Consider the following 19953-nt stretch of genomic DNA (forward strand, 5'->3'; position numbering starts at 1 on the left):
TCGAGTTTGTTTCGTCATCAATCATATTGGCGACTACCATGCGAGTAGGCTCTCGTCGTGTCAGGAGCGGCTGCGTTTGGCTGGCCACGAGCTGGTAGCGATTGAGGCGTCGAGATCGTCCGCTTTCTATGCACACAGGCAGCGACGAGCTGCGGCTCTAAAGGATGCAATCCGCTGTATCAAGCTTATCGGAAGTCTAAGCAAGCGGGAGAGGGCTCTCTCTCTCTGGCGCGCCCTGAAGATAGCTCGTCCAAGCCATATCTTTACGATCGGCTATTCTGACGAGTTGGCGTTAACGTCGCTGCTTTTTGCCAAGGTGAACAGCGTGCCTATATTTTTCATGTCGGACAGCAAAGCGGATGATCAGGAGCGCAGTGCTTGGTCCGAATGGATCAAGGCCGGCTTGCTTCGCCTGTTCGATGGCGCACTCGTCGCGGGCGCTAGGCACCGTTCGTACTTTCGATCGCTCGGTATGAGCCGGCCGATTGAAATCGGTTATGACGTGATCGACAACACGTTCTTTCGAGCCCAAGCTGCCAAGCTGGAGCGGCGGGCTCCGTTTCTTCTCCGCAAAGGCATTTTGCCTGAACGATACGTCATTTGTGTCAGTCGGCTCGTCAGTCGCAAACGGGCCGACGTGGCTTTGCGCATATATGCGGCCAGCGGCGCTCCACAGTGCGGTGTTCGCTTCGTGCTTATCGGGTCGGGGCCTGAGGAAGCAGCGGTTTCGGAGACAGCAAAGCAGCTCGGGGTCGATAACATGATGTGTCACCTTCGAGACGTTCCGAACAGCATTATGCCTATCTTCTATCGGCGATCCGAGGCCCTACTGCTGGCATCAGAGTACGATCAATGGGGTCTCTGCGTGAACGAAGCGATGGCCTTGGGCATTCCCTGCGTCGTAACCAGCCGGTGTGGCGTTGCTGGCGAAATCGTCGAGCACGGAAAATCCGGATTTGTGTTCTCGCCAGGGAGTGTTGAGACCGCTGCGGGGTTCTTGCGTCAGCTGCTGTCCGAAAAGGCCTTGAGAGATACAATGTCTTTGGCGGCAACCAACACAATCGATCAATGGGACCTGCTCCGGTTTAGTACTGGCGTAGCAACGCTAGTAGGGGGCGTTCGGGAACATGAGCGAGAGCAGGATGGTGCGGAAATACTTAATCGTGAATGCATTTGGTCGTTCAAATCGCGGGGACTCGGTCCTGCTGGACGAATGCATCGAACAGATGCGGATGGTCGATCCGGATGCGACGATCATGGGCATACTGTTCGAAGGCATTTCCTCAGCGCAAGCGGCGCATCCAGGCGTGGACTGGAGTGAGCGCATCGGAAATTCGTCGCGATTTTCGGGGCCCTTGGGACGCCTTGAGCAGCTTGTGTACCTCTTTGTAGCTTGGTTTGCGTGTGCGACCGGCTGGTTTGGATTGGCGCAAGTCCTTCCGGTGAGCCAGCGCAAGACGTTGACGGCTTATCGGGCTGCCGACTTCGTGATCAGTGCGCCTGGAGGATATATTCACGACGTCAATCTGTCCTATATCATTGCGCTATTGCACATCCATTTTGGAACTCTAGTTGGAGCCAAAACTGTTCTAGCTCCACAGAGCATTGGGCCGATCAAGTCGAAGCTTGGAGCTGCGATGACGCGCCTTGTCCTATCGCCATGTGCACTGATGTGCGTGCGCGAAGGTTATTCTCGGCAGTTCCTCGTCGGAGAGTTGGGCATTGCTCCAGAAAAGGTCGTGGTGGCTGGTGACAGTGCCTTCTGGAATTTGCACGTGACCGAGAACGGGTCCGAGATCGACCATCTTCTGCAGGAAATCGGTCTTAAAAGGGGCGAGCAATTCGTCGGGGCAACTGTTGTCGATTGGCCATTTCCCCATCGGACAAATCCCGCCGAAGACAAGGCCAGGTACGAGGACGGCCTGGTACATATTTTTGATAAGCTATATCGCGAGCACGGACTGAGGACCGTCATCTTCAACCAGGTTGCTAGTGATCTGGACTTAGCCCAGAGGGTCGCGGAGCGTTCGGGAGCACATGTTCTCGTGCACAAGACGGAAACCGAGCCAGAAATCCTTCGAGCAGCCATCGGACGAGCGCGAATCTTTGTCGGGACACGATTTCACTCCTGCATTTTTGCAATGATGGAGGCGCGACCGTTAACCGCGATCTCGTACCTTCCGAAGACGGAGTTCATCATGAGGGATCTCGGTTTGGACGACCTGGTAATCGATATCGCATCCATTGACTGCCAGGTGCTGAGCCGTTTGGTCGCAGAGAGCCTCAAAGAGGAGAAGGCTGTATCTGTCCGTGTAAATCGAGCCGTTAATCACTACAGGAATACAAAGATGCGCTTCGGCGCGGCCCTAGCTGAGGTTCTGGAGACCGAGAAAGAGCCGCAACTGAAGGGGGCCGTCTCGTGACAGGCCGATCCTCATTCGCGGACAAAATTGCGGTCTTTCATCCGGGAACGCAGCATTCGTGGCAGACTGCGCTGGCGTTGCAGCAGCTTGGACGGCTTCAATTCTATGCGACGTCGATTTTTTATCAGCCGGACCGGTGGCCCTATCGGATTGAACGGATGATGCCGTCGCCAATCCGGGAGAAGGTGCACTACGAGTTTCGTCGATTCAGCAATCCAGCGCTTGATACTAACCTCGTCAAGACTGTTGGAGTCTCTGAATGGATAGAGCGATTGGCTCACCGCGCCGGATTCCGGCAGCTGTCAAGAAGGATTGATCAGTTCGGAAATGCAAGATTTGCGGAACTGCTGAAATCGGAAATGGAGTCCTCCCGAAGCTTTGACCTGTGGGGGTATAGCAGCTCGTCGGTCCACGCGTTTCGGGCGGCGAAAGCCGCCGGAAGGGCTTGCATTCTCGATCGGACCATTGGCGATGGACGGGAGCACAACCGGATAATGGATGATCTACACGAGACATATCCGGAATTCTTCTCCGACTCCTCATTCCGAATACCGGCCGACCGCATCGAACGAGACGACGAGGAGTATAGCCTGGCGGATGTGATCTTGACGGGGTCGCCGTTTGCTGCGGATTCCGTGAGGAAACATGCGTCTGACGGTTCGGTTGGAGATCGATTGCGCGTGTTGAACTACTGCTTCGACGAACGCTTGTTCGGAGGATTCAACCGGGCTGAAGATACCCCCCGGTCTGGGCCCGTTCGCTTCCTGTTTCTTGGTCAGGCCGGTGTGCGGAAAGGAATTCATCTGGTGCTCAAGGTGTTCGAAAAGATTCCACGCGAGCTGGCATCTGTGCAGATCGTCGGAGATATGCTTGTGCCTAAAGCGATCTTCTCGAAGTATTCAGAACGAGTGAGCTATCAGCCGACTGTCCCGCGTGCGGATGTTCCTTCCATCATGAGGAATGCGGACGTCCTGATCTTTCCGAGCTACTTTGAGGGCTCCGCTCTGGTGCTTCTGGAGGCAATGGCTTCCGGACTGGCGCTCATTCAATCGAAAAATGCCGGCGTTGCGGTCACGCCCGAGACGGGCATAATGCTGCCGGAACTCACGGAAGAAGCGCTCCAATCGGCTGTGATGGAAGTAATATCCAACCGTGAGAGGCTGGCTTCCTTCAAGGCGAACGCGCAGCGTGAAGCCCAGAAATATACGTTCGCGCGTTATCGGTCGTCGATCGAATCCCTGCTGGAATGACCATTCTAGCTTCGCTGAACCGTCCAACGTTTTGTTGTGGATCCAAACAAGGCAAAGAGCGCGAACATGATGAAGCCAGTAGACCGACGAGTTGTCCTCGCAGGACTGGCCTCCGGAACGGTGTGGCTGGCTGGACCGGCGTGCTCTGAAGAGTCGTTCAAGCGATTGCTTCCGATCAGTCAGCTTCGCAGCGCGCAAATTCCATCATCGGTGACGCAAATAGAATGCCTCGGGGACGGGCCAATTCCCGTGAACCTGATCTTCGAAAGTGACCCGCGCATTGATCCTGCGTTCTTGGCTGCCCACCCTTCAGCCACCTTCACTGCCTCGGATGGCCGAAACTTCCGTCTGAGCCCTGAGACGGTCTTCGTCGAAGCGTTCGGCGCGGTCGGAGACGGCCGTACAAACGATCAGGCAGCGATACAGCAGGCTATCAAATATGCCGAGACGTTTGGTGCCGGAACGGTGCGGTTCAAGCAGCGCGCCTATGCCGTTTGGTGCCCAAAGCGGACTAGCGATCCCGATAAGAACAATGCATATGACGGTCACTCGATCATCATCGAACGTCCGGTCGCTCTCGTCGGACATGGGAACAAGACTCGAATTCTGTTTCGAAGTCAGGATGGCCGGGAACTTCAGTCGAATTGGCAAACTGTGAATGGAAAGGTCTGGCGCGGAGCCGGCATATTCTTGAAGGGGTGGCCATCATCTCCTTCGGATCCTTCTAAATTGCCGTCGGTAAGCCTCACCGATATGGAACTAGACGGCGGATGTGACCGAACGGACGTCTATAGCTATCCAGCCGATGTCTCCACCGGTGAGGGGTGGGACCTCACGCACAAGGGCCTTTGGGCCGAAAACGATCGAGCAACCGGTGACTGGACCCTGGTTCGCTCCAAGGTCGTGCGCTTTAGAGGAGAGGTGTTCTACCAGGGCGGTGCTCATCATGGGGCATTCATCGGACGGGACATTGTTATGGGGCAAACGAACGCGGATATTCTTAATCCGTGCGGAACGAATCTGGATATCGAGCGAGGTTACTTCTTTGATGGCAATCAGGGTTGGGAGGGCTGGGCAGGCGCCCATGGAAGATTAATAGCTTGCACCTTCGAGAACTGTAGGTCGATGGGGGGCCTTCAGGGGGGGAAAGCAAGGCCGAGCAAGATACGAGGCAATTCCAGAAACGAGCCAACGCAGTGCTATCCTGAAGAGCTTCCGTGGCTTGATCTGGAGATCAAGGTGATCGATTGCGGACCCGTCTATATCGGGAGCTGGGTCAGAGGGCGGATTGATATGACGGACAGCTTCCTGGCCCTGTCGACAAAGGTTTATCCACGAATATCGGATGTTGTCCTTAGTATCACGGCCCGTTGTCACAAAAAAAACATGCCGTGCGTTGTCTCGGTTACTGCCGGAGAAAGCGTTCCAAATCTGATCAAGGACATCGCGATAAAGATTCAGTTGGATCAGTCAGCGAGCCAGGTTCGTTTTGCGCGACTCGTATCTCAACATGGAAGTCTGGATGATACGTCTAACGTCTCCGTCACACTTGAGCCCTAGAGCGCGTTCTGCGCAACGCCTCCACCAGAAGGGTAGGACTTTGACTATATTGAAAGCACTAATATGGTAGAAAACCTCGTAGACACACCGCTGATTTATGCTGCGCTGTTCAACTTCGTGGTGTGGCTTGCGGTCGGCTTTGTGGTTGTCAAAGTCTGGTGCGCCCCAGTCTATCATCCCTTTGTGATATACCTGCTCTACCACTTCGTAGGGTTCATTGTTCGACCGCTTCTGATCTATCTTGACGGGAAATCATTCATCTGGCTGCGCGTCGGGATCACACCGACCTCCGAGGACATCATCCGCGTAACGGCGATTGCGAATGTTGCTCTTATTGCCGCGTTCCTCGGGTTTACGTTTGCAAAACGCGCCAAGAGCATCATTCCAACATTCGCTCCGGTTCGCTTTGTCGTCCTGCGGCCCGTCGCCTTCTATGCCACTGTCTTTGTGCTGGGCGTGGCCGGACTCTACGGCACGTATCGGGCCTACGGCGACGCTGGGCTCCAGTCGGTCAATGCGTTTCAAGTTACGCGAGACGCAGAGGGTGGACAGCGTCTCGTTGGCATTTCCGGATACACCTTGGCGCTCGCCGAATTTCTTCCTATCATTTGCATCATGCTGTATCTGTGCAAAGGGTCGATCAGGACGCTCTCGATCTTTTTCATAGCGGCATTCGTCGCTCTTCGCGCGTATATTGGCGCACAGCGGCTTTCGTTCGTCGTCGTTCTCGTCAGCGTATTTTTTGTGTCGCTCATCGAGGCTCGAAGGCGATATCCAGGTGCTTTGATCATCATTGGAGTCTTGCTCGGTGCTCTGTTGTTCGACATCGTCGGGCATGATCGCTATGTGGTGCGCCGGGTTGTGCTTGGCGATGCGGATATTTCGTCGATATGGACATCCTACGTGGCTGACCGCGGCAGCAAGAGCTCAATGGACGTCGTTGAGTTCGATAGCGCGACCGTAGCGGCGATGGTTGTCGACGAGCGGGCGGGTTATTCTTACGGCACGCAATATCTTCGGTTGTTATATTGGCCAATTCCCCGGCAACTCTGGCCGGACAAGCCGGTATTCACGTCAATCGTGAATCTCAATGAGTATGGAAACTTCTCGTCGATGACTACCACTCTCTATGTCGACGTTTACATGGTCTACGGGTTCGTTTCGTTGATCCCTATGATGTTCCTCTTGGGGGTTGTTCAGAGTCGTCTCTATGACGCGGCGGTAAGGACGACAAGTCCTCTCCTGTTCACCTTTTTCTGGATATTCCTCATCTATTTCAAAACTATCTTGAGAGACGGGGGGGTAACCGTAGTGTACTTCTGGGCCTTCTCGATGATCGCAGCTGCTATCTTGATCGTTGTCGGAGGGATCAGGCTACGTCGTGAGACGACGGGTGCGCGAGCGCGACAAGATTATCCGGCGGCAACAGCATTGCGTCCCAGTGGCTAGGCGGCCGTATTAACTTGAAGCGTCGTTCTAGGTCTTCAGTTACCGGCCGGATCACGAAAACAACTGCTTCGCGATTGCAGAGCTGGATGAATGAACGGCCCCGTATGCGTCAATGCAGGAACGACGTTCGCCACGGAGGTTGGTCAGCTGCCCGGCCGCTTGTCGCAGATAGTCGACTGAATCCTGGACAAAGTTTGAGTCTGTCGGAACGATCAGCCCGTTCGTTCCAACTTGGCTCGTTATACAGCCCCGATCGAACGCGATGATGAGATTGCCCGCTGACAAAGCTTCAAACACGACGGTCGGTTCGGCCTCGTGCGAGTACTGCGTCGGAAAGACGAAAATGTCGATATCCCGGTAGAACGTGTTTTTCGAGGATCCGTAAAGGGGTCCCCGATACTCAAGGGCGTCGCGCAGATCGCGAGTTGCATCCTCCACCAGCTTGCGATCTGCCTCACCCGCAATTGGTCCGGCAAGAATTGCCTTCATGCCAAGACCTTGGATTCGTGCAGAACGTACCAGTTCCAGGAACGTATGGAGCCCCTTCTCTTTGGTGAGATTGCTAAGAAGCCCGATGGTGAGCGGTCCGGTCAGAGTCTGGAAGTCCCAATCGGGCTCGACGAAGGCCGAGTTCGAAAGGATGCAAGCCTTTGGCTCGACACCATAAGCCGAAGCAAATTTGGTGCTCATGATGGGGCATAAGAACACGTGCGTAAGAGCCGGTCCGCCGGCACGCAAAAGCAGGCGCAGGAGTGCTCTCGGTCGGTCGATGTAGGCAAAGCTGTGGTGATGTAGAACGGTCGGATAGCTGCAGACGCGAGCCAAAGCGGCGAGGAAGATAATATACGCCAAGCCCCAATCGCCTTCGCACACCAGATAACAGCGACGACCGGTCCTGAAGGTATGCCTCAATAGAACGGCGCCCGCAGCGAGTACCCGAAGGGCTCTACGGATGTGCTTTGATAGTCCCGTCTGCCCGGGCTCAGCAGCGATATTCGCTGTACGGACAGGGTGCGTGCCTTTGATGGCATCGATCATGCGGGCCGTAATGTAGGATAGTCCGGTTACGGGGGGCGGCAGCTGACCAATTGCCACTACGAAGTCGTCGTTTGAAGTCACGACGCCAAGGCCCGCTTGAACATGAAGTCAGCCTGGAGAGGACCTCTCGTTGGATCGACGTGCTGGTTGAAGACGCCCCGGATCTCAAAGCCCCGGTGTCGAAGAAAATCGATGACCTCGCCGACCAGCGCCTGGCCCTCGTAGAGCTCCATATAGGAGGCCTCGACATAGAGGGTATCAAAGGATGAGAGGAGTTCCTCGCAACCGCGCAGCACATCGAGCTCGAAACCTTGAACATCGATTTTGAGGAGCGCGGGAAACGCGATCTGATCCTCTCGCAAGAGAGTCGTCAGTCGACGCAGTTCGACTTTCTTTGTCGTATTCACTTTTGTTCCGAACACTTCAACCTGCGTAGGTGCCGGCGCAAATATCGAGGATGAGTCGTTCGCGTTGGTCACATTCATGAGGGCATCGGTATCGGCAGGCCCGACCCCACAACGAAAAAGATGAACATTCGGATCACTTCTAAAGATGGTGCTGAATGTGTCCCAGCAATCCTCAAGCGGCTCGAAACTGAAGATGTTGGCTTCCGGATACTGCTCGCGTACGAAAAGTGCAAACTGACCGACGTTGGCTCCTATGTCGACTATGGTCCTATACGGGACCCCCTCGAGTGCCGAGCGGTGTTCAATGCTTGCGGCGACCCCCCGCTTAAGGGCTCGCCGACCTGACGACGAACCGACGGCGTGTAGGAGCTTGCGGACCCGGACGATAAACAGATTCATTGATCAACGTAACGGTGAGAGGACGGGTCAGTAGGCGGTAGGGCGACCGAACGTGACAATTGCTGTTCCCAGCATGATTCTTACGTCCAACCACAAGCTCCAATTATTGATGTACCAGAGATCATATTCCACGCGCTTCTGCATCAGCTCGAGCGTGCGGGTTTCTCCGCGGTAACCATTAACCTGGGCCCAGCCGGTGATGCCGGGCTTGACGTGGTGGCGGAAGGCGTAGTTGCCGATGATCTGCTCATATTCGGTGTTGTGGGCGGCGGCGTGCGGGCGGGGGCCGACCAGCGACATGTCGCCCTTGAGCACGTTGAGAAGCTGCGGCAGCTCGTCGATCGAGGTCTTGCGCAGCCACTTGCCGATTCTCGTGACGCGCGGGTCGTTCTTCTGCGCCTGGACGATGGTCGGGCCGTCCTCCAGCACGCGCATGGTGCGGAATTTGAAGATCTTGAACGCGCGCCCGCCAAAGCCGTGGCGGGTCTGGCGGAAGAACACCGGGCCCTTCGAGGTCAGCTTGATCAGGACCGCGGTCACCAGCATCACCGGCGCGAACACCAGGAGCGCAAAGCTCGCGCCGACGAGATCCAGCGCCCGCTTGAGCGCACGTTCGCGAAAGGTCAGCGGAGCGCGGCGCAGCTCGGCGGTGAAGGTGTTGCCGGTGCCTTCAAGCGGATAGCGCAGGAAGCGCGCCGTGTTGGCGTCCGGCACCAGATGCACCGGGACGGGGAGGATCTTCAGCGCGTCCAGAATGCTATCGATCGCGTGCTGCCGGCTCCAGTTCATCAAGAGGAAGACGTGCTCGATCCGGTTCTCGCGCGCATAAGTGATCAGCTCCTCGAAGCGCGGTGCCTGCGAAGACAGCAGCAGCGGCGAGGCGAGCTCCTTGGCCGGAATCTCCATGACCCGCATCAGGCGGTAGCCGTGCTGGCCGAGGTCGTCGACCGCGTTGGACGAGGTGGCAAGGCCGAACTCGGCGATCATGATTGCGCGGCCGTTGGCGAAGGCACCGGTGCGTAAGCCATGCGCGGTCCAGCGCGCGGCCGCGATCTTCCAGGCGAGCAGAACGGCGAGGCCGACCAGATAAAACGAGATCGTGGTGCCGCGGGAGAACTCGTCGCTGACCTTCATCGTGAAGGCGATCGCCAGCAGCGCGCCGAACAGGCCGGTCCACGTCGTCAGCGTCATCCGGAACGTGCGGGCTAAGTCGGTGACGGTTTTCAGGCGGTAGCCGTGCTGCACGATGGTCAGAAGGATGAAATTGATTGCGACCAGGACACTGGCCGCCGCATAGACGTCCGCCTTGCCGAGCGTGCCCGCGGTCGCGATGTGATAGCCGACCGCGCAGCCGATCCCGCTGAATACGATCAGCGCCGCATCGACCACGGCCATCAACCGCTCGACAACCACAGGACGCAGCCAGCTCGGCGCATAGCCTGCTGCCGGGGATTGCTCGACCGTACCAATTTCCGTCGCAGAATCAGGGACGGGCACCGGTCGAGTGGAAAGAATCGTCATCTTGCCAAGCCCATTGACGCAAAATTCATTATCCGAACGCGCTGTGCTATCGGTCAAAATCGCTTTTAAAACAAGGCGAAGGGAAAATTAACCTTACCCCAGAAGCTTCATTGTAGCCCATCTCGCCTCGACTGATATGTTAAATTTCACAACCCGTTAGGAAGTTCTCGTTGCCCCGAACCCAGTCCCGGCGGCGGACCCGGCCGAGAGGAAGGCGTTACCTCGCCATTGGCCTCGCTGCGGCGGCATTGGTGGGGACCGCGCTTCTGCTTCTTCGCCCCGATGCGGCCCCCGTACGGGCTCCGACGGCCTCCGCGGCCGTCGCGGTCAAGCTCCTCCTCGACGGCCAGTATGGCGCGCGTTTCGCCGGCGAGCTCTCGGCGTCGAGGCAGGGATATTTCTCCTCCCGCATTGAGGTGGCGGCCCAGCCCGAAGACCCAGAGTTCGTCCAGACGATTGCACGCCAACATGCCATCGGCGTGACGAGCGGCCAGAAATTCCTGCTGGCGAGCTGGCGCGGCGTCCCCGTGACCGCCTTCGCCGCGAGCTTCCTCGATACCTCTGTCGCAATTTTCACGCTCGAAAGCTCGGGATTGCGGCGTCCGGCCGACCTGGTCGGAAAGCGGGTCGGATACCGTAGGGCGAGTGAGGGCGACGTCGTTTTCGACGCCATGATGGCGCAGCTCGGGCTGCCCCGAAGCCAGATCACCAAGGTCCCAGACCGCGACAGTTTCGAGGCTCTGCGGGCCGGTGAGGTGGATGCCATCATCGCCGCAATCGACCAGCAACCGGATCCGTCCGGTTCGACGTTCACGAAGCTGAATGTCATCAAACCGCAAGACTACGGCATCCATGTTCCTGGCTTGGTCTACTTCGCGAGTAACGCTCTCGTCCATGAACAGCCATCCATGATTGCCGATGTCCTTCAGGGCCTCATCCGAGGATGGCAATTTACCTATGCGGACTATGCACGGAGCGTGCCCGTTCTGGCCGGCGCCGGACCAGCCAAGCTGAACTCAGAGCGGCTGAAATTTGAACTGCAGCAGCTACGTCCGCTCGTGTTGCCGACAGGGGGGCGCATCGGCGATTATGACGAAAGCCGTTGGCGGACGCTTCGGGACATTCTCCTCTTCGCCAAGCTTGGCGAAGAGGACGTGCCGCTGGCCCAGACCGTCAACTACCAGTTCCTTCGAGATGTGTACCGACGTTCACCCGACCTTGCTGCCCCGGGCGCCTGGAGCGAGGAAAAATAGGACCAAGAAGCCACACTTGCGCGCCATATCGCAATAAAGGCCCTCCCCAAGCCGCGGCGTCGGTTGCCTTTTTGGTCCTAGCCTTGGTAATCTAGGCTTTACTATTCAGGCTGGTTCGCGGTGGTTCTCGGGTTGCAGCCTCCTGGTGGGGCGCGGAGAATGGACCAAATCCGCAGGGGCAAGGAGCTTTTTGGGATGTTTAAGACCTTGATGCGAGCCGGCCTTTTGGCCGCCACGGCTTCCGTCTGTGCAGCGAGCGGAGCAAGCGCGGCGATGCAAATGCCGGTGCCGGCGGCCCTGCTCACGGGTGCAAGCCAGGCGACGCCTGTCACGTTCTGGGCGCAGCCCTACCCATATAGATATGTGCCGTCGCGCCACTGCCCCTTGGTGCGGGTCGAGACGCCCTATGGCTGGTATATGGACCGTGTTTGCGCGCCCGTCGGCCCCGTCCTGCGTCGGGCATATTAAGCTTCGGCTGACCTAAGCGGCGAGCGCCGCTTTTTAGAAGATTTACAAGGCAGCCGCACAGCTCATGCGGCTGCCTTGCTCATTTTTGTTTCGCCGTGTGCTGCTCTTTTGTGCGCGCAGCACGGGTTCACCATGAATATCTTTGTCGGGCCGGGACAGGCTGGTGCATGGTGAAGATTGTGTTACCAGTTTGGCGGGGCTGCATCGGCAGCGTGATTGCGTCATGCGGCGGTAGCCGGATCTCACGGGAGTGACGATCCGGCCAATCGATCGCCGGTAGAGGATACGATGACAGGGGCTTCAACCTACGATCTCACGGGCAAACGTGTCTTTGTCGCGGGTCACCGCGGCATGGTCGGATCGGCTGTCGTCCGAAGGCTTGCGTCAGAGAATTGCACCGTGCTGACGGCTGATCGGCGTGAGCTGGATCTGACAAAGGAAGAACCCACGCTCAGATGGCTCGCAGCCAATCGCCCGGACGTCGTGATTCATGCCGCTGCAAAAGTTGGCGGTATCGCGGCCAACAACAATTTCCCGGTCGACTTTCTCTGCGACAACCTTGCGCTGGAATTGAGCGTGATCCGTGCAAGTCACGCGGTTGGTGTGCGGCGCCTGCTGTTCCTCGGCTCGTCGTGCATCTATCCAAAGCACGCCAAGCAGCCGATCGCCGAAAGCGAATTGTTGACCGGGCCGCTCGAGCCGACCAACGAGTGGTATGCGATCGCCAAGATTGCCGGCCTCAAGATGTGCCAGGCGTATCGTCGGCAATATGGCGACGATTTCATCTCGGTAATGCCGACTAATCTCTACGGCCGCGGCGACAATTATCATCCCGATCATAGTCACGTCCCGGCCGCGTTGATCCGGCGCTTCCATGAAGCCAAGCTCGCCAATGCATCCAGCGTCTCGGTGTGGGGCACCGGCACACCGCTCCGCGAATTCCTCAACGTCGACGATTTTGCCGATGCCTGCGTCTTCCTTCTGAAGAACTATTCAAGCGATCTTCCGATCAATGTCGGCAGTGGCGACGAATTGTCGATCGCCGATTTTGCGAGGACAGTCGCGGAGGTCGTGGGCTATCAGGGCGAGCTCGCGTTCGATACGTCAAAGCCTGACGGCACGCCACGCAAGCTGCTCGATAGCTCGAGAATTCGAGGGCTTGGCTGGCGACCGAACGTCGCTCTGCGGGCCGGTCTCGCGGCCGCCTACGCAGACTTTTTAAAGGGCTCTGGACGTCATCTGGAAGTCAGCGCGACGCGCTGAGAAAAACTACGTAAGACTACAAGAAACTTTTTTATTCTGAACTTTTGATTTGGGCGGGGCTTTATGCGTGTTCTCTTGGTCGGCATCAACTATGCCCCCGATCTGATCGGTGTGGCAAAATACAACGCTGAGCTCTGCGAAAGCTTGGCCGCCGAAGGTCATGAAGTCAGGGTCATTACGGCACCTCCGTATTATCCAGCCTGGAAGATTCCCCCGGCGTTCAAGTCGTCGTACTTCAGGTCGAGAGATATTCACGGCGTTCGCGTGACACGTACGCCGATTTATGTGCCCGGACATCCCTCGGGCGCCAAGCGGCTGGTTCATCACGCTTCATTCGCGCTTACGAGCGGGGCGCCGGTCCTCGTTGAGGCGCTATCCTGGCGCCCCGACGTTATGATCGCCGTCGCACCATCATTAATGTCGGCTGCCTTCGTCTCATTCGTCGCTCGTTGCGTCGGTGCCAAATCATGGCTTCATGTGCAGGACTTCGAGGTGGACGCGGCATTTGATCTTGGTCTGCTACGCAATCCTAACTTGCGAAAATGGATGCTTCGAGCCGAAGCGGCGATCCTCAAATCGTTCGACCATGTTTCAACTATCTCTCAAGCGATGGTCGAACGGTTGAGAATCAAGGGGTTGAGTCCTGACAAGACAGCCGAGGTGAGAAACTGGATTGACACCAACGCGATCTGCCCGGGTTCGCGAATGACCAAATACCGTCAGCAGTTGAAGCTGGGCGCGGCCGATATCGTTGCGCTCTACTCCGGAACAATGTCGAACAAGCAAGGCCTTGAACTCGTGATCGAGGCTGCGATCGGTTTGGAGGAGAGCCATCCTCATATCCACTTCATCCTTGCAGGCGATGGGCCACATAAAATGAGGCTGGAGCAGCTCGCTGCCGGACGTCGCAATGTCCATTTTCTCGGGCTTCAGCCCAACGAAAGTTTCAATCAATTGATGGCCACGGCCGATTTTCATCTGATCCCGCAGAAAGCCGAGGCCGCCGATCTGGTGTTGCCCTCCAAGCTTGGCGCGATCTTCGCGTCGGCTCGGCCGGTCATTGCGATGGCTGAAGAAGGCACGGGCCTCGCGGCTGAAGTTACGGATGCGGGCCTGGTGATTCCACCCGGAGATTCGTCCGCGCTTGAGCTTGCAATTTGCCAGCTCAGCGAGGCGCCGGCTCTCCGTGAGCATTACGGCGAAGAAGGAAGAAGGCGCGCGCTTGATCGTTGGGATCGACGCGCAATTGTTCACCGGTGGTCGGAGGTCATGGCAGGGCAGGGCAGTGCGACAGGGCAGAAGAATGTCGACTCGAAAAACGCTGCCGGCGACATTGGGCTTCCCGTGGAGGATGCCGTTCGGTCACCTTAAAGCATCTGATCTCAACTTGTTATCGTCCAAAAAAATGAGCGCCGCGATGGGCGCTCATTTGGCTTCTTGCCTTGCTGGCCGATCTGCCAGGACTACTCGTGGCGCGGGAAATACCTAAAGCCGTGCTGCTTAATCAGCTCATCGCGTTTTGCGGATTCGAGATCTTCCTTCATCATCTCGCGAACGAGGCTCTCGAATGAGGTCTGGGGCTGCCAGCCGAGTCTTTCTTTCGCCTTGGACGGATCGCCAAGCAAAGTGGCGACCTCTGTTGGGCGGAAATAGCGCGGGTCGACCGACACCACGCATTTTCCGTTTGCAACATTGTAACCCTTCTCGTCGACGCCGGCCCCCTCCCATCGGATCTGCATGCCGACTTCGCTCGCCGCCACGTTAACGAAATCTCGAACCGAATGTTGAACACCGGTCGCGATGACGAAATCTTCCGGCTTTTCTTGTTGCAACATAAGCCACTGCATCTCGACATAGTCGCGCGCGTGTCCCCAATCGCGCAATGCATCGAGATTGCCGAGATACAACCGCTCCTGCAGGCCCAGATGGATCCGGGCCAATGCCCGCGTGATTTTTCGGGTGACGAAAGTCTCACCCCGGACGGGAGATTCGTGATTGAAGAGAATGCCGTTGCAGGCATACATCCCGTAAGCTTCACGGTAATTGACCGTGATCCAGTAAGCATAGAGCTTGGCGACGGCGTACGGCGAACGCGGGTAGAAAGGAGTGGTCTCCTTTTGCGGGATTTCCTGGACCAGACCGTACAGTTCCGATGTCGATGCTTGGTAAAATCGGGTCGTCTTTTCCAGTCCAACGATCCGCATGGCCTCGAGAATTCGAAGTGTGCCCAGGCCGTCGGAGTTCGCAGTATATTCCGGCTCCTCGAACGAGACGGCAACGTGACTCTGCGCCGCGAGATTGTAGATCTCGTCTGGCTGCACCTGGCCGACAATCCGGATCAGGCTCGAGGAGTCCGTCAGATCGCCATAGTGGAGCCGAAAGGGCGGGTCAGGCTCGTGCGGATCGAGATACAGATGATCGATGCGATCAGTGTTAAACAGCGAGGTCCGGCGCTTGATGCCGTGGACCTCGTATCCCTTCTGCAAAAGAAGTTCGGCCAAATAGGCGCCGTCCTGGCCAGTGACGCCGGTAATAAGTGCTCGTTTCTTTGTCATATCAGTCCCAAAAATGGAAATTGGTGCTTACACGAAATTGACCTGGTTAGGGAGGGCGAAATGGAGCGAAAATCAAGCTTAGATTAACAGCGTCTGGCTCCAGCCGGCGCGCCAAAGATCTCCTCCGAGTACGTGCGAGGCGCAGTGCCATCAAGGTGTCCGTCCCTCGTTTGACCGTAGTCGGGCGAGAGGCCTCCAAGCCGCGGAAAAAACTAGATCGGATCTCATGACCATATGCGGCTTGGCCCGGTTGATCGGAAGGCCAGCTAGTAGGTCGCGACTTCTCGTGTCCACCGTTGTGGATCCGTTCCCGACTCCGCACGCAGGATGGTGAACCGATCCAAAGCATCCACAAGCGGCGTGACCACCGGACTCAGATTATCGAGTACGAGAACGGCTCGTCCCTCACGCACGAGCAGCACAAGGTGGTGCTCTCCGGTCGCCCGAATGACGACCTCTGCGAGGAGGAGTGCTGAACTGGGCCAGCCGGATCGCAGCAGCAGATGGCGCTTGGTGACGGCGTAATCCCCACAATTGCCCTCGTAAGGGAATATCTGCCATTCCGCGTCGCGTCGGCTTGCGGGCGGATCCTTCGGCGCTATGCCGAAGTTCACCGCTGAATTGATTTGGGCGAGTTCGCGCCAGCGTTGGATTGAAGAGCGGAAGTCTCGGATCCTGCGATCGTCATGGCGCCGGCAGTCCTCGGGATATTGAATGCAGAATTGAGAGAATGAAAGCGGTGGCGTCACCGCTTGGGATTCATAGTTCGAATAGGCGGGCTGGCCGCAAACGCAATACGTTATGGCCAGCATGCGGACCGCATGTCTGATCATCGAAAGTTCGCCTGACATTTCTGATTGCTAGGCGAAGTATATTGCGATGCGATGGAAGCGCCATGACAATTGTGAGGCAATCGATGCACAATCGTGGAGCAGCGTGCGAGCGCTTGATCTGAACGAGGTGAAGGTCGCCACGGTATAGGAGTCTGTGGCCTCGAACACCTGCAACGTGCGCAAGGGTGTGGCAGTTGGGCTGCCGGAGATGATTGGCAGCGTCGGCCTATCCGGATCGTTGCTTCGATCGCATATAGTACGTCAGATGCTCGGTGCATGTCCGCCGAACCGCTCTTCGTTTCCCTAATCCTTCCATCCATTCAGCGAAGTTCAGGCTGCCGCCCACTACATTGAGCAGAAATGCGCCCGTGGGCGCTGATCGCCGCGATCGCGGCCTGAGGCGGGCCCCGGCTAACCACAAGTCCCTGATAGGAACGACTTCGCCATCGATATTTGGAAAGTTAGTCTGTGGCGTAGCCGACTGTTCGCAGTCCTGCGAACGCAAATGACGGTCACGGACCATTAGAGCCCTTCCGTCAGGGACGCGATGAATGTTGGGACGCCAGGGCTCGAAAACACACCTGGGCGGAAGCTGGCTGACGCTTCTTATGGTTGTAGGGAAGACGAATTAGACGGACCGGTGAAAGGCTGCCCTTGGCTATTTCGAATTGCGCTGTCTCACTTCCGAAAGCTAACATCGCAGTCCTGTGAGCGAAGGGCAGTCACGGGACAATTCCGACACGGGCATTGCGAAGAATCCGGTCTCACACGGGTTCGGCGCTGTTCAAAGTGCGATCCGACTGAAATTGTCCTTGAGCGTAAGTCTGAATAGGGGGCACGTGCTCCGTGACCAAGCGATTCTTCAACGCGATTGGCGCAGCGGTCCATTGAGGAAGCGCTGATTCCTGATCTCGCGAAGGAGCAGCATGCGCTTGGTTTGTGCGGCGTTGAGCAGCCCCTCGAACAAGACCAGGACCTCGCGCGCCTGCACGTAGACTTCGGTGGTGATGGCGTGTTGGTCGAAGCCATAGGTCGCGAGGCGCGCGTCGATCTCGGACGCAGCGGCGGGATCACACCGCCAGCTAAGGGCATTTTGTAGCGTGTAGGTTTCGGCCTCCGCTTCGAACTCGGGATCAATTCCGACCATGTCGATGCGCCGCAGCGCCGCCTCAACCGCCTTTTGGCGGTAGGTCTCGAGCAATTTATGCCGCAACATGCGGTAGCGCTGGATGTCCCAGGACAGCTCCGCGACGTCGATGGCGAGCAGCCACTCGATGGCGGACCGCGGCGCGAGGTCGGCAAAGATCGCCTGCTGGAGCGCCTGGTAGTGTTCGAGCTGTTCGCCCGGCAGCAGCAGGGGCGGGGGCGCCAAGGACGCAAACTCGACCGGCAGCGCCGTGGCGGTGAGCTCGCGCGCGGTTTGGAACAGACCGTTCATCCGGCGGCCTCCGAATCCAGGTTTGCCGCAAGCGACGCGGCGCCGACGGCGACGTTGGCGGGATCGTGGACGGGGCTTGCCGTCCACAGCTCCTGCGCCACCGGCAGCGGCGCGATCTGCAGGTTCGCCCACCACGCCCGTTCATTGCCATGCTGATGCAGCTCCTGGTGATGCTCGCGGCACAGGGGGACAGTGAACTCATCGCTGACCTTGCGGCCGAGCGCCCGGGCTTGAGCGAATTTCAGATGATGGGCATCGCACGGGGTTTGCCGGCACACCAGGCAGGGCTGCTCCCGGACAAATAACAGGTGCGCCTTGCTGCGTTTGCGGGACGGCTCCTTGGGATGAGCGAGCCCAACCTCGGGTAGCGCTGGCTGCAGCACGGCCTCGGCGTCAGCAGCAGGCGCTGCGGGCAGGCTTGGCGTGCCATTCAAATCGGCCGTCTGCTCCGCCTGAGCACGGCCAGCGTCCTCAAGCTTGGCCTGATAAGCTGCCTCGACGTGCCGGGCATCCGGCTCCTGCAGGCTGTTCTTGAGCGGGAGGCTCGCCATGGCCCAGCTGAGCAGATCGGTGCTGGCAGGCAGCGCTTCGAGCTGGCGCAACAGCTGCTCCCGGAGTGCGGCGGACTCCCCCGGCCGCAGCACCGGGGCACGGTTGAGAGCGCCCTTGCCGGGCGAGGCCTTGAGGTTAGGTGGTGCGGGGGAACCGGCGGCCGTATTCGGGGCATCCAGATCATCCTCGCCGGCAATCCCGACCAGCGCGAACAGGGCGTAACGTCGGGCGTAGGTGAGCGCCGCACCCATGCGATGCGGCGCCTCGATGTCCCGTGCGGCGCAGACCGGCCAGTCCGAGGAGATCCACTCGCCGGAGGAATGGGCGAGCAGGGTGGTGAGGTGGATGTGGCCGGTGGTCTCCTCGACCCGGGTGGTCTGAATGGTGGCGATCTCCTGCTGGCTCAGCGTCTTGCGCACGATGTCAAGGCCGCTCGCCAGCGAGGCATAGCGAAAGGTGCGGTCGTCATCGCGCAGGAACGGGGAGCGGATCTGAGCGGTCAGAGTCTTTTCCGGATTGGTCAGGTCGGCTTGCGCGCGAGCCAGCGCCGCCGCGATCGCCCCGATATGCTCACTGGCCTGGTGCATGGACGGTCTCCATCTCAACCGGATCAAAGCTGACGGCGCCGGCCTTTGAGCGCTTGGCGCGAACGCCGTGGCCAAACGCTTCCTTGGCATCCTCCGGCAGCAGCTTCTTGAGCTCAGTCTTGGCCAGCTCATGCTCGCCATGGGCCTCGCGGGTGCGCAGATAGGTCGCCGCGCATTCGGCCCACAGATGGGAGGCGGTCATGTCGACGACCTTGACGGCGGCAAGCCGCGGCCGTGGGGTTTCGATGGCGAACAGCAGCGGCGGCTCGCCGCTCTGCACGCAGCGCCAGAACTTCTTTTCCGCGGTCAGCAGCAGGTGCTGATAGAGCGGGTCGGCATGCACGGTGATCTCGACCCATTTGCCGCCGCCGGTGATGATCGAGAGCACGGCCGCGCGCGCCGCCACCACCCACATGTTGTGCTGCAGCTGCGCCATGTGCTTGTCGGCCGCTGCCTCTTCAGTAAAGGCCCAGGGCAGCATGAACTTGGCCTCGAACACCGCCCCGGTCGGCGCGACGATGCCGTCCAGCGTGGCCGCCATCCAGCCGTGGACGGGGTGCCGCACCCGCTTCTGGATGTCGGTGATCGCATACCCGGTGGCGTTCTGGTACCAGCTGCGGTTGAGGTCTTCGGTAGCACCGCCAAGCTGAACGATCAGGTTGCGCGACAAATCTTGCGGCGCGATCTCGCCGCGTTTTTCCCGCCACAGGCGCAGGAGCTCGTCCTGGTCCTGGCCCATGATGATGCGGGCGTCCGAGCCGCCGATGAAGGCGCGGCGGTCGAGGCGGTTGAATGTGACGACGGAGTGGGGCGCCGCGGCGCCGTCGGATGCAATCGTGCTCACCGGTCTCTCCTGGGTTGACGCGGCTTGCCGCCGCACCACCAAAAGCCCCGCCACTGCGAGGGGAGAGACCGGGGCCAAGGGCCCGCCGGCCGGTTTAATGATTAACGCTCCTT

16 protein-coding genes are annotated in these 19953 nt (G+C 58.4%); 8 read left to right on the forward strand and 8 right to left on the reverse strand.

The window, feature by feature from the left end; all coding sequences use genetic code 11:
* The first annotated feature begins 76 nt into the window (after positions 1-76).
* The 5 genes from GGD67_RS39520 (at position 77) to GGD67_RS26665 (ending at position 6682) form a co-directional block, all read left to right on the forward strand.
* Positions 77-1321 (forward strand): glycosyltransferase, encoded by a 1245-nt coding sequence (locus GGD67_RS39520; protein WP_246790859.1) that lies wholly within the window; start codon positions 77-79, stop codon positions 1319-1321.
* Positions 1233-2423 (forward strand): polysaccharide pyruvyl transferase family protein, encoded by a 1191-nt coding sequence (locus GGD67_RS26650; RefSeq protein WP_246790871.1) that lies wholly within the window; start codon positions 1233-1235, stop codon positions 2421-2423. The genes GGD67_RS39520 and GGD67_RS26650 overlap by 89 nt, the downstream gene beginning before the upstream one ends.
* Positions 2420-3673, forward strand: a complete 1254-nt coding sequence (locus GGD67_RS39985; RefSeq protein WP_179736980.1) for a glycosyltransferase family 4 protein — start codon at positions 2420-2422, stop codon at positions 3671-3673. Before GGD67_RS26650 ends, GGD67_RS39985 begins: the two co-directional genes overlap by 4 nt.
* Positions 3674-3739: 66 nt before the next feature.
* Positions 3740-5233 (forward strand): hypothetical protein, encoded by a 1494-nt coding sequence (locus tag GGD67_RS26660; protein ID WP_179736982.1) that lies wholly within the window; start codon positions 3740-3742, stop codon positions 5231-5233.
* 63 nt (positions 5234-5296) lie between these two features.
* Positions 5297-6682, forward strand: coding sequence for a hypothetical protein (locus GGD67_RS26665; RefSeq protein WP_179736984.1), 1386 nt, complete (start codon positions 5297-5299; stop codon positions 6680-6682).
* 51 nt (positions 6683-6733) lie between these two features.
* Here GGD67_RS26665 and GGD67_RS26670 read toward each other — a convergent pair whose 3' ends face one another.
* The 3 genes from GGD67_RS26670 to GGD67_RS26680 all read right to left on the reverse strand — a co-directional run bounded on the left by GGD67_RS26670 (position 6734) and on the right by GGD67_RS26680 (position 10047).
* Positions 6734-7534 carry a glycosyltransferase family 4 protein gene (locus GGD67_RS26670; protein ID WP_179736986.1) on the reverse strand — a complete coding sequence of 267 codons (801 nt, stop codon included), beginning with the start codon at positions 7532-7534 and terminating at the stop codon, positions 6734-6736.
* Between the two features lie 263 nt (positions 7535-7797).
* Positions 7798-8526: an FkbM family methyltransferase gene (locus GGD67_RS26675; protein ID WP_179736988.1), complete on the reverse strand. Its 729-nt coding sequence runs from the start codon at positions 8524-8526 to the stop codon at positions 7798-7800.
* Between the two features lie 27 nt (positions 8527-8553).
* Entirely contained in the window at positions 8554-10047 is a 1494-nt protein-coding gene (locus GGD67_RS26680; RefSeq protein ID WP_246790860.1) for an undecaprenyl-phosphate glucose phosphotransferase, read from the reverse strand.
* Positions 10048-10298: 251 nt separating this feature from the next.
* Here GGD67_RS26680 and GGD67_RS26685 point away from each other — a divergent pair, with 251 nt between their 5' ends.
* From GGD67_RS26685 to GGD67_RS26695, 3 genes are all read left to right on the forward strand, one after another.
* On the forward strand, positions 10299-11300 hold the full coding sequence (locus GGD67_RS26685) for an ABC transporter substrate-binding protein (protein ID WP_312013795.1): 1002 nt from the start codon (positions 10299-10301) through the stop codon (positions 11298-11300).
* A 756-nt stretch (positions 11301-12056) separates the two neighbouring features.
* On the forward strand, positions 12057-13031 hold the full coding sequence (locus GGD67_RS26690; RefSeq protein ID WP_179736990.1) for a GDP-L-fucose synthase: 975 nt from the start codon (positions 12057-12059) through the stop codon (positions 13029-13031).
* A gap of 63 nt (positions 13032-13094) precedes the next feature.
* Positions 13095-14402, forward strand: a complete 1308-nt coding sequence (locus GGD67_RS26695) for a WcaI family glycosyltransferase (RefSeq protein ID WP_179736992.1) — start codon at positions 13095-13097, stop codon at positions 14400-14402.
* A 92-nt stretch (positions 14403-14494) separates the two neighbouring features.
* Here the strand turns inward: GGD67_RS26695 and gmd are convergent, their stop codons facing one another.
* From gmd to GGD67_RS26720, 5 genes are all read right to left on the reverse strand, one after another.
* A complete protein-coding gene (gene gmd, locus GGD67_RS26700; protein WP_028142344.1) occupies positions 14495-15586 on the reverse strand; it encodes a GDP-mannose 4,6-dehydratase in 1092 nt (363 codons plus the stop codon).
* 266 nt (positions 15587-15852) lie between these two features.
* Positions 15853-16419 carry a transglutaminase-like cysteine peptidase gene (locus GGD67_RS26705; RefSeq protein WP_179737199.1) on the reverse strand — a complete coding sequence of 189 codons (567 nt, stop codon included), beginning with the start codon at positions 16417-16419 and terminating at the stop codon, positions 15853-15855.
* An 862-nt stretch (positions 16420-17281) separates the two neighbouring features.
* Positions 17282-17857, reverse strand: a complete 576-nt coding sequence (locus tag GGD67_RS26710; protein ID WP_179736994.1) for a hypothetical protein — start codon at positions 17855-17857, stop codon at positions 17282-17284.
* Entirely contained in the window at positions 17854-18996 is a 1143-nt protein-coding gene (locus GGD67_RS26715) for an ERF family protein (protein ID WP_179736995.1), read from the reverse strand. Before GGD67_RS26715 ends, GGD67_RS26710 begins: the two co-directional genes overlap by 4 nt.
* Complete coding sequence (locus tag GGD67_RS26720) at positions 18980-19831, reverse strand: YqaJ viral recombinase family protein (protein ID WP_409411371.1); 852 nt, start codon at positions 19829-19831, stop codon at positions 18980-18982. Before GGD67_RS26720 ends, GGD67_RS26715 begins: the two co-directional genes overlap by 17 nt.
* Positions 19832-19953: the final 122 nt, after the last annotated feature.

Origin of the sequence: Bradyrhizobium sp. IAR9, from assembly GCF_013408065.1 — a bacterium.
Classification (GTDB): domain Bacteria; phylum Pseudomonadota; class Alphaproteobacteria; order Rhizobiales; family Xanthobacteraceae; genus Bradyrhizobium.